17 protein-coding genes, 2 pseudogenes and 1 other annotated feature are annotated in these 13543 nt (G+C 38.9%); of the genes and pseudogenes, 15 read left to right on the top strand and 4 right to left on the bottom strand.

The genetic code is table 11. The features are described 5' to 3' along the window. The first annotated feature begins 455 nt into the window (after positions 1–455). From TZ92_RS07715 to TZ92_RS07675, 10 genes and pseudogenes are all read left to right on the top strand, one after another. The gene (locus TZ92_RS07715; RefSeq protein ID WP_033629949.1) at positions 456–884 is read left to right on the top strand and encodes a hypothetical protein; all 429 of its coding nucleotides are present in this window, start codon (positions 456–458) and stop codon (positions 882–884) included. Positions 885–967: 83 nt separating this feature from the next. Further along, positions 968–1624 (top strand): annotated as a pseudogene (locus TZ92_RS07710) (DUF6572 domain-containing protein); the annotation flags it as partial. Positions 1625–2435: 811 nt separating this feature from the next. After that, positions 2436–2903 (top strand): hypothetical protein, encoded by a 468-nt coding sequence (locus TZ92_RS07705; RefSeq protein ID WP_033629948.1) that lies wholly within the window; start codon positions 2436–2438, stop codon positions 2901–2903. Next, positions 2900–3784, top strand: coding sequence for a DUF4299 family protein (locus TZ92_RS07700; RefSeq protein ID WP_033629947.1), 885 nt, complete (start codon positions 2900–2902; stop codon positions 3782–3784). Before TZ92_RS07705 ends, TZ92_RS07700 begins: the two co-directional genes overlap by 4 nt. A gap of 186 nt (positions 3785–3970) precedes the next feature. Beyond that, positions 3971–4135, top strand: a pseudogene (locus TZ92_RS10115) (hypothetical protein); the annotation flags it as partial. Continuing rightward, positions 4136–4690 (top strand): NAD glycohydrolase inhibitor, encoded by a 555-nt coding sequence (locus TZ92_RS07695; RefSeq protein WP_033629946.1) that lies wholly within the window; start codon positions 4136–4138, stop codon positions 4688–4690. A gap of 40 nt (positions 4691–4730) precedes the next feature. After that, the gene (locus tag TZ92_RS07690) at positions 4731–5306 is read left to right on the top strand and encodes a DUF6572 domain-containing protein (protein WP_033629945.1); all 576 of its coding nucleotides are present in this window, start codon (positions 4731–4733) and stop codon (positions 5304–5306) included. Positions 5307–5455: 149 nt separating this feature from the next. Further along, positions 5456–5650 carry a hypothetical protein gene (locus TZ92_RS10275; RefSeq protein ID WP_223329019.1) on the top strand — a complete coding sequence of 65 codons (195 nt, stop codon included), beginning with the start codon at positions 5456–5458 and terminating at the stop codon, positions 5648–5650. Positions 5651–5707: 57 nt separating this feature from the next. Further along, a complete protein-coding gene (locus TZ92_RS07680; protein WP_033630200.1) occupies positions 5708–6199 on the top strand; it encodes an Imm6 family immunity protein in 492 nt (163 codons plus the stop codon). A gap of 36 nt (positions 6200–6235) precedes the next feature. After that, on the top strand, positions 6236–6712 hold the full coding sequence (locus TZ92_RS07675; RefSeq protein ID WP_080702647.1) for an Imm6 family immunity protein: 477 nt from the start codon (positions 6236–6238) through the stop codon (positions 6710–6712). A 100-nt stretch (positions 6713–6812) separates the two neighbouring features. On the opposite strand, the gene yidA is transcribed toward TZ92_RS07675, so the two are convergent. Next, positions 6813–7619, bottom strand: coding sequence for a sugar-phosphatase (yidA, locus tag TZ92_RS07670; RefSeq protein WP_033629942.1), 807 nt, complete (start codon positions 7617–7619; stop codon positions 6813–6815). Between the two features lie 9 nt (positions 7620–7628). Continuing rightward, entirely contained in the window at positions 7629–8936 is a 1308-nt protein-coding gene (locus TZ92_RS07665) for an HD domain-containing protein (protein ID WP_033629941.1), read from the bottom strand. A gap of 71 nt (positions 8937–9007) precedes the next feature. On the opposite strand from TZ92_RS07665, the gene TZ92_RS07660 reads away from it, so the two are divergent. Further along, on the top strand, positions 9008–9385 hold the full coding sequence (locus tag TZ92_RS07660; protein WP_080702646.1) for a YwiB family protein: 378 nt from the start codon (positions 9008–9010) through the stop codon (positions 9383–9385). A gap of 24 nt (positions 9386–9409) precedes the next feature. Here TZ92_RS07660 and TZ92_RS07655 read toward each other — a convergent pair whose 3' ends face one another. Together TZ92_RS07655 and TZ92_RS07650 are read right to left on the bottom strand one after the other, a co-directional pair. After that, positions 9410–10492 (bottom strand): DEAD/DEAH box helicase, encoded by a 1083-nt coding sequence (locus TZ92_RS07655; protein WP_033629939.1) that lies wholly within the window; start codon positions 10490–10492, stop codon positions 9410–9412. Then, complete coding sequence (locus TZ92_RS07650; RefSeq protein WP_033629938.1) at positions 10489–11466, bottom strand: Gfo/Idh/MocA family protein; 978 nt, start codon at positions 11464–11466, stop codon at positions 10489–10491. Before TZ92_RS07650 ends, TZ92_RS07655 begins: the two co-directional genes overlap by 4 nt. A 155-nt stretch (positions 11467–11621) precedes the next feature. On the opposite strand from TZ92_RS07650, the gene TZ92_RS07645 reads away from it, so the two are divergent. The 4 genes from TZ92_RS07645 to rpmA all read left to right on the top strand — a co-directional run bounded on the left by TZ92_RS07645 (position 11622) and on the right by rpmA (position 13479). Next, the gene (locus tag TZ92_RS07645) at positions 11622–12308 is read left to right on the top strand and encodes a YoaK family protein (protein ID WP_033629937.1); all 687 of its coding nucleotides are present in this window, start codon (positions 11622–11624) and stop codon (positions 12306–12308) included. Positions 12309–12372: 64 nt separating this feature from the next. Next, positions 12373–12460: a sequence feature (ribosomal protein L21 leader region), on the top strand. Between the two features lie 34 nt (positions 12461–12494). Then, positions 12495–12809: a 50S ribosomal protein L21 gene (rplU, locus tag TZ92_RS07640; protein ID WP_000109141.1), complete on the top strand. Its 315-nt coding sequence runs from the start codon at positions 12495–12497 to the stop codon at positions 12807–12809. A gap of 15 nt (positions 12810–12824) precedes the next feature. Then, positions 12825–13169: a ribosomal-processing cysteine protease Prp gene (locus TZ92_RS07635; RefSeq protein ID WP_000613696.1), complete on the top strand. Its 345-nt coding sequence runs from the start codon at positions 12825–12827 to the stop codon at positions 13167–13169. Between the two features lie 16 nt (positions 13170–13185). Continuing rightward, the gene (rpmA, locus tag TZ92_RS07630) at positions 13186–13479 is read left to right on the top strand and encodes a 50S ribosomal protein L27 (protein WP_000916509.1); all 294 of its coding nucleotides are present in this window, start codon (positions 13186–13188) and stop codon (positions 13477–13479) included. Positions 13480–13543 lie beyond the last annotated feature (64 nt).

The raw sequence follows: 13543 nt of genomic DNA, 5'->3' as shown, positions 1-13543 counted from the left end.
TTTATCAGATTTCTGAATGGATTGACAATCTTTAGTATACCTGCTCACAAGTATATTTATTTGATTTTATTCTCTTGTCTTTCCTTACTTTTCGGGAAATTGCTAGATGCCTATTTTAAGAAAGATTTGGATTTGTATCCGGCTCTATTTACAGATTTGGAGTATTTAGAATTCCTAGAGGTAGTAAAGAAAAGTGGAGCTGTTGTTTCTTCCGTAATTCGTGGTAGCTTTATTAGTTTGTTAGTATCTTTAGTCGCCTTCCTGTTATATCCTAGTTTTTTGCCATTATTTTTCCACTCGATGCTTTTGTTTATTCTCTATTTGTGTTTAGCCAATAATTTGCACAAGCGAAAGAAGGTCATGGAGAGTTTGATAAGAAATGTGCGCATCAACTAGATCTTTTTGTTTTTGCCTATGATAAAGAAGAATCAAAAAAGTAAAGAAAGTTGATTTATATGACAACAGAAATGCAGCAATACAAAAATTGTACGATATTAAAAAACAATAATGATTATCAGATTCTGTGGAGTAGAGGGAAAGAAGTGCTTAACTTTACCATTAGCCAGGAATTAGCAGAATGTGTTTCAAAATCAGAAAAAGATTCTTTAGAAGTAATGTTTTATTGTGAACATCATCGTTGGCCTAAGGCAGATGAGTTAGAAGACTATAATCAATCGGATACGATTGTCTATAGAGGAGATGGATTTATTGTATATGAGACAGACGGCTATTACGAAATAAGCTTCTTTAAAGAAATTGGAGGAGTCATGGGGCCAGAAGTTCGCTATCCTATTTCTAAAGAACTAATGGATAAAGCATTTGAATCTTCTAGGGGAGCATACGAAGTCATGGTTTATGCTGAAACAGGGCACTGGCCTTTATAGTAAAGTGGATTACATCATAAGAACAGACAAAAAATAGGGAAAACTAATCAGTAGACATTTGGTAAGAAACAAAGGAGATAAGAATGGAACCAATTTATGTAAGTCAAAAAGATATGTTGGAAATCTGTCAAGATGGTGATAAGTATTTCTTGCGTTATCCAACTTTTAATATTACCTGCCCAGAAGTGATTAGAGAAATTCCCAAAGAAGCTGCCGATAGTTACATGTCGGGAGAACATACTGGCAAAGAGTTGATGACTTATGCGCAATATGGTTTTTGGAAATCTAAAAAACAGTATACACAAGATGAATCCGATAAGCTCTTCATTGAAGATCATCCTTCCTTTATTTTGAAAAATCCTGAAAATAGTCGTTGTCTTTTCACAGCAGAGGAATTTAAACAAATTGTCACTCAAGCCATTGTTTCAGAACTGGAACCTAGCGAACTTGATGCAATTGGTATAGTTGATAGTCATTTAGAGCTTCTTCTGGTGGATCCAGTCGGCTGGGAGGAAGAGATAGAAGCAGTCCATCTGGAAATTCTGCAAGAAAAAATTAATAATTACATTCACTTCCTCGAAAGTAAGCAGTATGTAGCACGATACGGTGATAAGTTTGATAAAAAAGTCATCCATATTACATTCCAGTATTCTCCATCTGATAACGGTTTAGCCTTTCTCGCAGCGGTTCAGAAGGTGTTACAACCCACAGATATGAGTTTGAAGATAGAATTGCCTGATGATGACACTTTACCAGAGAAGAAGAACTTATCAGTAAATGTAAGTCATCCAAATCATGATCAAGAAAAGGTATCTCAAGAACAATATCTCCAGATTAAAAAAGAATATAAAATTCGCTTAGGATTAGTGATATTTCTATTTACTATATTTGCAATACTAAGCGTAGTACTCATTTTTAACCTTTCTAGATTTATCCCACTTGCAGCAACAGCTATGGGAACAGTTGTGCCTTTTAATCATTTTCTGCTAGTTCCGCTATGGGAAGAAAAAAAAGAGATAGAAAAAGAACATCCTGAATGGAAGAAACTGAGTACAAGTGGCGTCAAAGTTCCTTCGTCAGAATCGAGTAAAAGAACTTTGGCGTGTATAGGAACAGTTGTAGCCTTATTCTTCTCTTTTGCGATGCTCTACAGACCGGTTAAAGCGAATAAGCCAATACCTAGTATTGAGGAAATCAATAAGATACCAAAATTGGACCGCAAAGCACCTAAAACATCAAGCTCTTCTAGTTCTGAAAGAGCTAACTCTTCAGATTCTGGAGCATCGTCTTCTACTGAAGAGAGCACGAAATCAGAAAGTTCAGGAACGGAATCTTCAAAAGAAGAGACGCATAACTATGATTTCCATCTTCCCGGAGTTGATGATGAGGAATTGCGTAGAGTCATTGATAGATCCAAAAAAGATTTTAGAGAGAACCATGCTAAAGAACAGACTACGGAATAGATAGATATAAAAGTAGAATTACTAGCTTAATTGAGGGAGCGAAAACCGCTCTCTTTTTGTGGTATAATGGAATATGTGGAGGGTTAGTATGCGTAAAGAATTTCTAGTTTATCAAAACAAAGTATACTCGAATTTTGTGAATTATATAAATGGCTATATTCTTCTATCAAAAGATCCAACAATGCTGGAAGAAGGCTACATTCCCTATAGTTCCTATGTATGTGATGCTGGAGAAGGCGTATACGGGAAATTTCTGTCTTATAGTGAGGTTAGTCAGAGGTATTCGGTTTATGATCGTGTCCTATACAAAGGTCAGGAATTTGCAATGGCTGGTCACAAGCGTGGAGATGATGATTTTACAGCACCTGATTCTTATGTGCGACTCCTGGTTTTTGATAAAGAATTTCTAATTGAAAACAATTTAGCTGATGATGCGGAATTATTGGATGAGAAATATGGCCAGACAATGTATGCATCAGGAAAAATCCCTGTCAGCGAAGTAACGATTCTACGTCGTAGAAAGGATTTGCCAGTAGACCGAAGGAGAAAAATATGAAATCAGTTATTTTTACAATAAAAAGCAACCAATCACTAAGAATTGGTGAGGTGCTTCAAGCAGAACTCTTTGAATGTTACAGCGTTTCCGCTAAGGATGCAGGATTAAAGCCATCTGCAGACTCTCTTATTTCGGATTTCCATTCTGTTCAGTTTGGGGTCAAAGAGAAGTCTAGTTTAGGGTTCCGTCTATCTTTTGATGGTCAAGCTTATCAGGTATCTGTTCCAGATTTGGCGACAGCTTCTGATTGGACTGGGGCCTTGATGTTCTTGAAAACCTTGCTCATTCTCTTAGACGTAACTGTATGTGAACATGATGGTGTGGCGTATGATAAAGATTCTATTCTAGAATTTCATTTCACAGATATTTTCTTATCAGCTCTTTCAGAATTGACTAAGGAAGTAAAAGTCCATCCCATCGTGGAAATTATGGGAGTGAAACGTCCTATTAACATCAATGAACTCTACCTAGGGCAGATTATCCATGTGCTGGACGAGCAACTCTTAAATAGTTATGACCAGCGTTTGCGCTTTACCCAACAGCTAAATGCTTATTACTCTGAGCAGCAAGTTTTTAAAGTAGAGCAAAATGGAGAGGACATCATTATCCCTATCAATTATCTAAATAGTGAAGGACGAACTATTTTGCCGGCTCAACCAGAGCTAGAACCTCAATATTTACAAGAGTATCGAGGAAGTAAGGTTGCAGTTGCACGACTGTTTATCATGACAGCCGATGGGGAAAAACTAGCCGAAGTTCCTTATCGACAGTACTTGGAATCGCTAACTGAGGGCATCTATATGCTAGATGCCAAGTATGTTCTTGTGGACCCGATTTCTCCTGAAACTCTGCAAGCTGTCTTGAAAAAGCAAGGGTTTTAAGAAAAATTCCTGTTCGGTTAACGTTTTCAGATGTTAGAAAATAATGAAGAAGATAGTGTAAAGATAACCATCTGAAAAGTCTCTCAGATGGTTTTAAGTTTTTCGCATGTTGATTCTACTTATATTTTTTATGCTATAATGAGACTAGAATTAAAACTCTCATTCAACAGGTAAAATAGCGAACTACTTATGCCAACGATTGACACAACGGGGCATTCTTACGATGATTTTCTATCTGCGATTGAACGTCAAGGCTATTATGAAATCAAAAATCCAAGTGTCTATAAGCCTGGGACTAATAAAATTGTTCAAGTTGAGGGAATTTTCAGAATAAATCAATGGAGTAAATAAATGCAGACATATAAATTGAAAAATAAAGAATACTATCAAAATTTTGTAAAAGACTATCGTGAAATAATGAAGGAAGGGAAAGAAGCTGAAGTTTTTCTAGGGACGGAAGCTAAGTATTGTTTTCGACAACGAGATTCTTATGACGTGGATAGTACAGATATTGGAGTATTAATGGAATATTGCTTATATCCTTTGTATATGGAAGGTGATAGGGATATAGCGCGCAGAACTTTTGAAATCTTGAAAGATTTTAGCTTATCTATTGATTTAATGAGATTAAAGAAGGTAATTAAATATATTTCTATTCAAAGTAGATGGGTAAAGAAATATACAAGCCTTCCCTTTGTCATTGAGACTGATGAGTTAGTAAGAAATATTATAGAAAGTATCTCAAAACTATCAGATGAACAGAAACCTACTTATACCTATGAAAGACTATGTAATGTATTAGACCGTAGTCCATTATACAGACAGTGTGACGAAGAAAAGGTAGAGAAGATTCTTAAGGAATTTAAGGAAAAATACTATAATCCACCTAAGGTAGTAGAGCTATAGCAAACGCCATAGTGAATGTAAGAGTTGTGGAGAATTTTAAATGAGAAAACAGGAATTATTAGACTTTTTAAAATTTAATAGTAACAAACTTAGATATTATACTGTGTACTTAAATAAAAAAGTTTTAGAGCAGTTTGCGATAGGGTATTATCAGGATTTAAGTGCAAATAGATTTATAGTGTATGAGGTGACTGAACGTCAACAGTTATATGAAAAAGCTAGTTTTGAAAGAGAAAAGGATGCTATTGAAGAATTATATGAGATTGTAAAGTTTAGATGTAGGATTAAAAGTATCCCTATTCTGTTAGAGGTTTCAGAAATTGATGCAATCGGAACGAGTGATACAGACTTGGAACTTTTATTAATTGATGGTAATCTTTGGCTTCCAGATACCGAAGAGGAGCATCTCTTGAAACTTCAAGAAAAACTCAACAACTACATCTACTTCCTCGAAAACAAGCAATATGTAGAGAGATATGGCGATAGCTTTGACAAAAAAGTCATTCATATCACCTTCCAGTATTCTCCATCAGACAACGGTCTAGCATTCCTAGCAGCTGTTCAGAAAGTATTGCAACCGACTGATATGAGCTTAAAGGTAGAATTACCAGAGTAATAAAAGGAACGGAAACGATGCTAGCTATTTTTATTGATTCTATAGGTGACAAGTCAGGGACCTATAAGTTGTTAAGAAACCATTCATCCTTGCCTTTCTCTTTAATCAAATCTAGAATCAAAGATCATGACGCGGTGATAGAAGTATACATGTTAGATTTGGATGGATTGAGAAAGGTTCGAGAACTCATCCATGAGTTGAATACCATTGGAACCAAGGTTACGATAAGAGATTCGACTGGTATTATCACCTTAGAAATAGTAAATAATCTTATTTCTACATTTGAAGAAATTGCTATTGAGAGAGAAGAATTAGATACTCTGATGTTTGAGGAGGAAGAGTGAGTGCCACGTTTTTCAGTGGATCACCAAGTTAGTTTTTTAGTAATAAAAGGAAATTCAATGAATGAAAATAGAAATTTATTACGCTTCCTACAGGAGTTGATATACGGTCTTGTAGATCGTATCAGTGAGAAAGAATATCAGGAGTTTGTCCTTGATTCCTTAAAACTTTCAAAACAGGAGCTTGATAAAGAGAGTGATTTTTGCCCAGATCTTTTATATTCTGGACTGGAAAATATGGACGAGCTGGATATCTTGACATTTCAGGAGCTGGATAAGAAAACCAATCCACTAGTATGGAACTGTATCGCTAATTTCTTTGTCCTAGTTTGTCACTACTCATATATTGCTTCTGAGGAGGTTTACCTGCCACAAACGATTGAAAGTGCCGACGAGGACATACTTGAGGCTCTTTCTTCAAGTTACAAACAAATCCTAGCTGAAAATAGGGAGCTTATTTCACAAATAACTGGTCCAGAAATAGAAGGATATTTAAAGGATGAGCTCGTTAAAAAATACTTTGGACCACTATTTTTATCAGACGAGAATTGATAGGCTATTTCGTTCAAGTGTAAATTAGGAGATGATATTCTGATTAGTTGTTTTATGTTGATTTTTGCGGAGGCAATTGCGAATCGTATGGAAACGCAATATATTTCACGTATTCGAACCGCCTTGGATGCATGTTGGAGTTTTTTGGAGAATAGAGATAAAAGGGGAGAGGAACTTTATCGCCTTTTAGATGATGGGACAGACTTCAGTGGAATATTTATCTACATGCAATTAGATGAAAATGAAGCGAATGGTCTCTTGTGGGACAATATTAGTTATGCAATAGGTGAGACTGCTAAAGAAGCTTTTGAGTTTGAAAATAAGAAAGAGGTTCCTTCTCCCTTAGAGAACATTGAACCAGAACTGCTCGATGTCTTTATTGGAAATTTAAAAGACATCAGCATGGATCTTTATCATCACGTCGAAACAGTAAAAATTTTCATCAATAGAAATCCATACCCATCAAGAGAATCTGCCCTAAAAGAACTAGATAGACTGGGATTATTTAGATGATTTGATTAGAAGGTTTGGCGAAAAATCAAAAAGAACACCCCAGAAGTTAGAGTCTCATCTCTACTTTTGGGGTGTCGTTTATTTTCTATCCTTAAGCATTTTACAGTACCCACGTACGGATAGCATGGGCAACGCCGGATTCGTCGTTTGTTTTGGTGATGTATTTGGCGATTTTTTTGAGTTCTGGATTTCCATTTTCCATGACAACGGGATTTCCAACGACTTCGAGCATGGCGCGGTCATTTTCTTCGTCACCGATCGCCATGGTTTCATCTTTGGTCAATCCTAGTTTTTCAGCTAAGTGAGTGATGGCTGAACCCTTGTCTACATTCTTTTTAAGGAGTTCAAGGTAGAAAGGAGCAGATTTGTTGATAGAGTAGCGTTCGTAAAATTCTACTGGGATTTTTTCAATCGCAGCATCGAGAATTTCTGGTTCATCGATAAACATACATTTAACGATTTCTTTGTCAGCCATTTCTTCTGGAGTGCGGTAGAAAATAGGCATGCTGACGAGGGTTGATTCGTGCACCGTGTATTTTCCGATATTGCGATTGGCAGTATAGATACCGTCCTTGGTAATAGCGTGCATGTGGACACCGAGCTTACGACTGAGAAATTCCATATCCAGATAATCCTCATAGGCTAAAGATTCGCTGATAATCTCATGTCCAGTAGCAGTTTCTTGGACAAGGGCACCGTTGAAGGTCACGACATAGTCACTTTGGTCTCTTAACTGCAAGTCGTCTAGAAGTTTGGCAACACCTGCGATAGGACGACCCGTTGCAATCACGACTTTGACACCAGCTTGTTTGGCATCTTGGATAGCAGAAAAGACTTCCGGAGTGATTTCCTTCTTACTGTTGACTAGGGTACCATCGATATCGACGGCGATTAGTTTAATACTCATATATTTCCTCTATTCGTTCTTATTTGGGGTAAAATGATCGTTCTCAATCAAGTGTAAAAATTGCTGGGTAACGCTTGCGAAGATGCTGTTTTGGTCCAACATTTCTTTTGGAAAATAGAAACGATTGTCCCCATGGCGGCTGCCAGCAAGGGATTGGACGATAGGAGACAGGCTAGAGAGTTCAGCCAGTTCTCCATTTTTTTGTAGAATCTCAATCTGTGTCCGTGGATTTTCAGATTCGGGACGATAGATATCATAAGGGAGATCAAAGTTCTTATGAATAGCAGTGTAGTAGTCTGGATCAAAACCGATTTCTTCAACCAGTTGTCTCATGGTTGCGAGTTGGTCTTGGTCTTTTTCTGAAAAAGTAATGGATTTAAAGACCTTGCGGTTGACAAAACGTTGCGACAAGTCGGCTAGTATCTTGTCAGGACTGGTCATCCAGAGTTGGAAGTAGGTATTCATCACGCCATCATCCAGAGCCAGATAGTCAGATAGAGTAACTTTCTTTTCAAAAAAAGGTAGCAAATGTGGAGAAGTTCGTGCAAAGAAATCCTTATCCTCAGGATAGAGTTCCTTGGCGCGTTTGAGAAGATTCTGTAGGAGAACTTCCATGGCGCGTGTTGCTGGGTGGAAGTAAACCTGCATATACATCTGGTAACGACTGAGAACATAGTCTTCGATGGCATGCATGCCATTGCGCTGAAAGGCTATCCCATTTTCGACAGGACGAATCACTCGTAGGATCCGTGTCAGATCAAATTCCCCATAAGATGCTCCTGTAAAATAGGAATCGCGCAAGAGATAGTCCATGCGGTCTGCATCAATCTGACTGGAAATGAGCTGTACGACCTGCTTGTTAGGGTAGGTATGATCGATGACACTAGCTACCTTTTCAGGAAAGTCTGGCGCTACTTGTAGCAGGACTTGGTGAATCTCTGTCTCAGGACTTTGGATGATTTCCTGGGTAATGGCCTCATGATCTGTATCAAAGAGATGTTCAAAAGTATGAGAGTAGGCACCATGTCCGAGGTCATGGAGGAGCGCAGCGGTCATGGTCAATAGAGACTCAGCAGTATCCCATTCTTTAGGATATTTTTCTTCAAAAATCTCCGTGATACGACGAGCGATCTCATAGACTCCTAGACAGTGGGAAAAGCGACTGTGCTCCCCACCATGGAAGGTATAGCTGGAAGTTCCTAGCTGTTTGATACGGCGCAGACGTTGAAATTCTTTTGTATTGATCAAGTCATAGATGACCTGATTGTTTACGTGGATATAGTTGTGAACTGGGTCACGGAATACTTTTTCGTTCATATGACCATTATAGCAAAATCCTGCTCTTTTTGGTAAAATAGTAGGACAAGAGACAAGAAAGAGGACATGATGTGAAGATTCGGATGCGAAATAGGATTCAGTTTGATGAACAGTTGGAAGTGATTGATCAACTCTATGACGTTGAAGTGCGTGAAAAAGGGGATTATAGCTATCTGCTTTTTTATAATGAGGAAAAAGAAAAAGTGGTTCTCAAGTTTCATGGTCAAGAACTGGTGATGACCCGTTTTTCCAATCCGAAGACTATTATGAGATTTCTAAAGGATAGTGATAGTTTAGCCTATATTCCGACTCCAATGGGGATGCAGGAGTTTATCATCCAAACGAATCACTACAAACTGGATGGGCAAAAGATTGAACTCGCCTATCAACTGCAAAACCAAGAGGGACACCCCTTTGCCAGCTATCAATTAGAAATTACTTGGGGATAAGAAAAAGGTTGGCGAATGCCAACCTTATTTGATATAGAGTTCTTGATTTTTTAGGACAATTTCACGCACGCTTGCAAATTTCTTGAGTTTTTTAAGGTCTTCTGGATGGGTTACGAGAGTGATAACATAGCCCTCTTTGCCCATGCGACCTGTACGACCAGCGCGGTGAGTGTATGTTTCCATGTCTCTAGGAATATCAAAGTTTACGACACATTCTAGGCTATCGATATCAATCCCACGAGCCAGAAGGTCAGTTGCAAGGAGCAGGGTTAGCTGTTTGTTCTTAAATTTTTCTAATATGACTTTTCGAAATTTCACATTGACATCACTAGCGAGGGAGACAGCCAAGATATCCCGATACTGTAGTTTTTCCTCTGCACTTCCAAGGTCCGACAAACTATTAAAGAAGACCAGACCACGGAAATCCTCTACATGAGCCAATTTTCGTAGCATGTCTACTCGGTGACGTTGGTCTACCTGCATGTAGAAGTGTTGGATGTTGTCTAACTTTTGATCAGAGAGATCAATGGTGCGCGTGTTTGGAGCAATCTTTTCTTGGTCAAACTTGGTCGTCGCACTCATATAGATGAGTTGGTGGTCACGAGGTGCGTAGTGAGTGATTTTCTCGACAAAGTGTATCTGAGAATCATCGAGCAATTGGTCAAATTCATCCAGGATGATGGTTTCCATATTCATCATCTTGATTTTTTTCAATTTAATCAACTCAAAGATACGGCCAGGAGTTCCGATGAGAATTTCTGGTCCTTTTTTGAGGCGTTCAATCTGGCGTTTCTGACTGGAACCTGATAAGAGGAGCTGAGCAGTCAAGCCGATAGCTTCCGCCCAGGTTTTACACACGTCAAAAATCTGTCCAGCAAGTTCTGTATTTGGTGCTAGAATCAAGAGTTGTTGGGCTTTTTTCTTTTGTAGTCTGAGAAGACTTGGGAGTAAATAAGCTAGCGTCTTACCAGTTCCTGTTGGGCTCACTCCCAGGAGGTTTTCTCCAGCAAGGATGGGTTCAAATAGTTGAATTTGAATGGGGGTAAATTCCTGGAAACCGAGTTGGTCGCTCAGTTCTTGCCATTCAGTAGGTAGTTTGGTTTTCATTTTTCTGCCTCAAATCTAATGCCAGCAGTCTGGCGCATGGTATATAGTAGCTCATGAATAGAGCTTGCATCATCCAGCCAAGTCTGGTAGATCGTCTGGTCTGGTTGCTGGATCATCTGAACAAACGCAGCAACTTCCTCAGTCATCGTATGAGGAGCCTGTTGGATAGGGAGTTGAACTTGATTTCCTTGGTGGTCGCTAAAAATAGCTGAGCAGACATGTTCAATCGTGTTGAGGGTCAAGGTTCCATCTGCTGTGTAAATCTCACAAGGAAGATTGGAAGTGATGTTTTTCCCAGCTTTGATATGAACTTGAAAGTCAGGGTAGAAGAGGATACCGTCTCCATTCAGGTCAATGCTATTGTCAAGCTGTTGAGCATGGTAAGTCGCGTCCTGAGCCTTTCCAAAGAGGCGAACGGCAGCATAGAGAGGATAAATCCCCAAGTCCATAAGGGCTCCACCAGCAAAACGATCTGAAAAGACATTTGGCGTCTCCCCAGCCAACAAGTTCGGCATTTTGGATGAATACTTGGCATAGTTGAAATCTGCTCCCCAAATTTGCTTGTCTGCCAAAAAATTCTTGATAGTGGTAAAGGCTTCCTCGTGGTAATTACGAGCTGCCTCAAAGATAAAACAGTGATTTTTCTCAGCTGTCTGTCTCAAATCCAGCCACTCTTGTGGCTGAGTGACAGCTGGCTTTTCAAGAATGACATGCTTGCCAGCAGACAAGGCAGCCTTTGCTTGAACAAAATGCAAGGAGTTTGGACTGGCGATATAGACTACATCAAAGGAAGACTTAAAGAAGTCTTCTAATTGATTAAAGAGTTGGATATCCTGATACCGAGAAGCAAAGGTTGCGGCTGTTTCTAGTTTTCTAGAATAGACAGCGACCAGCTGGTATTCTCCGCTGGCATGGGCTGCTTCTATGAAATGATGGCTGATAGCTCCTGTTCCGATAACACCTAATTTAAGCATAAATACTCCTTTTCCGACTTCAAATCCTTCCTTCATTATAACATAGAAAAGAAGGACTATCCAACAGATGGTAAAAATTTTCAAATGGGCTACGAATTTCTTGGAGAAAGTGGTACAATATTTAGATAAGTAGATGAAATGAGAAGGGGGAGAAAATGAGATTATTACCAATAAGAAAAATATCACGTCAGTCTAAGAGACTAGCGCTTTTTTTGACTTTTTGCGCAGGATATGTCGATGCCTATACCTTTATCGTACGAGGGAATACCCTTGTGGCTGGACAAACTGGGAATGTGGTTTTTCTTTCTGTAGGACTCATTCAACAAAATGTATCTGATGCCAGTGCCAAAGTAATGACCTTGTTGTCCTTTATGATGGGTGTCTTTTTTCTGACATTGTATAAGGAAAAACTTCGAATCGTTAAAAAACCGATTTTGTCCTTGATTCCACTTGCAGTCCTGTCTCTAATTATAGGCTTTGTGCCGCAAACGGTTGATAATATCTATCTCGTACCGCCCTTGTCCTTTTGTATGGGACTGGTGACAACTGCTTTTGGAGAAGTGTCAGGGATTGCCTATAATAATGCTTTTATGACAGGGAATATTAAACGAACCATGTTGGCTTTTGGAGATTATTTCCGGACCAAGCATACGCCTTTCCTACGAGAGGGATTGATTTTTGTTAGCTTGCTTAGCAGTTTTGTCTTCGGAGTTGTTTTTTCAGCTTATTTGACGATTTATTATCAGGAGAAGACAATTCTAGGTGTTCCTCTTATGATGAGTATCTTTTACTTCAGTATGCTTTTTGCTTCTTGGAGAAAAAAAGGGAAAGAAAAAGCTTAAATTTGATTGATTTCGCTTGTAAGAAAAAAGAAGATATGCTATACTTGAAGAGTTGACTATGCACAATCCTGTGCAACCGCACGAACATCGTTGCTCACATAGTGAGTATAAAGTGGTTCGTCCCACGATGCTAGGCGAGTCTTCACAAAAATACGGGGAAACCCTAAAAATCATAGGAGGTGCATAATGAGCACATACGCAATTATCAAAACTGGCGGAAAACAAGTTAAAGTTGAAGTTGGTCAAGCAGTTTACGTTGAAAAATTGAACGTTGAAGCTGGTCAAGAAGTTACTTTTAACGAAGTTGTTCTTGTTGGTGGTGAAAACACTGTTGTCGGAACTCCACTTGTTGCTGGAGCTACTGTAGTTGGAACTGTTGAAAAACAAGGAAAACAAAAGAAAGTTGTTACTTACAAGTACAAACCTAAAAAAGGTAGCCACCGTAAACAAGGTCACCGTCAACCATATACAAAAGTTGTCATCAACGCGATCAACGCTTAATTTTAAGGAGAACACATGATACAAGCAGTCTTTGAGAGAGCCGAAGATGGCGAGCTGAGGAGTGCGGAAATTACTGGACACGCCGAGAGTGGCGAATACGGCTTAGATGTCGTGTGTGCATCGGTTTCTACGCTTGCCATTAACTTTATCAATTCTATTGAGAAATTTGCAGGCTATGAACCAATCTTAGAATTAAACGAAGATGAAGGTGGCTATCTAAAGGTTGATATACCAGCGGATCTTCCTTCACACCAGAGAGAAATGACCCAGTTATTCTTCGAATCATTTTTCTTAGGTATGGCAAACTTATCGGAGAACTCTTCTGAGTTCGTCCAAACCAGAGTTATCACAGAAAACTAACACGGAGGAAAACATTATGTTAAAAATGACTCTTAACAACTTGCAACTTTTCGCCCACAAAAAAGGTGGAGGTTCTACATCAAACGGACGTGATTCACAAGCGAAACGTCTTGGAGCTAAAGCAGCTGATGGACAAACTGTAACAGGTGGATCAATCCTTTACCGTCAACGTGGTACACACATCTACCCAGGTGTAAACGTTGGACGTGGTGGAGACGATACTTTGTTCGCTAAAGTTGAAGGCGTAGTACGCTTTGAACGTAAAGGTCGCGATAAAAAACAAGTTTCTGTTTACCCAATCGCAAAATAAAAAGGTTCAGTGAACCTTTTTATCCCGAGCCTTAAAATGAAAAGGCGAGGAAGCTAGAACTAGC

It is taken from the genome of Streptococcus oralis subsp. oralis, assembly GCF_000960035.1.
Taxonomy (GTDB): Bacteria; Bacillota; Bacilli; order Lactobacillales; family Streptococcaceae; genus Streptococcus; species Streptococcus oralis_G.
Note: the sequence above shows the minus strand (reverse complement) of the source record. Positions and strands in the feature narration are given on the sequence as shown.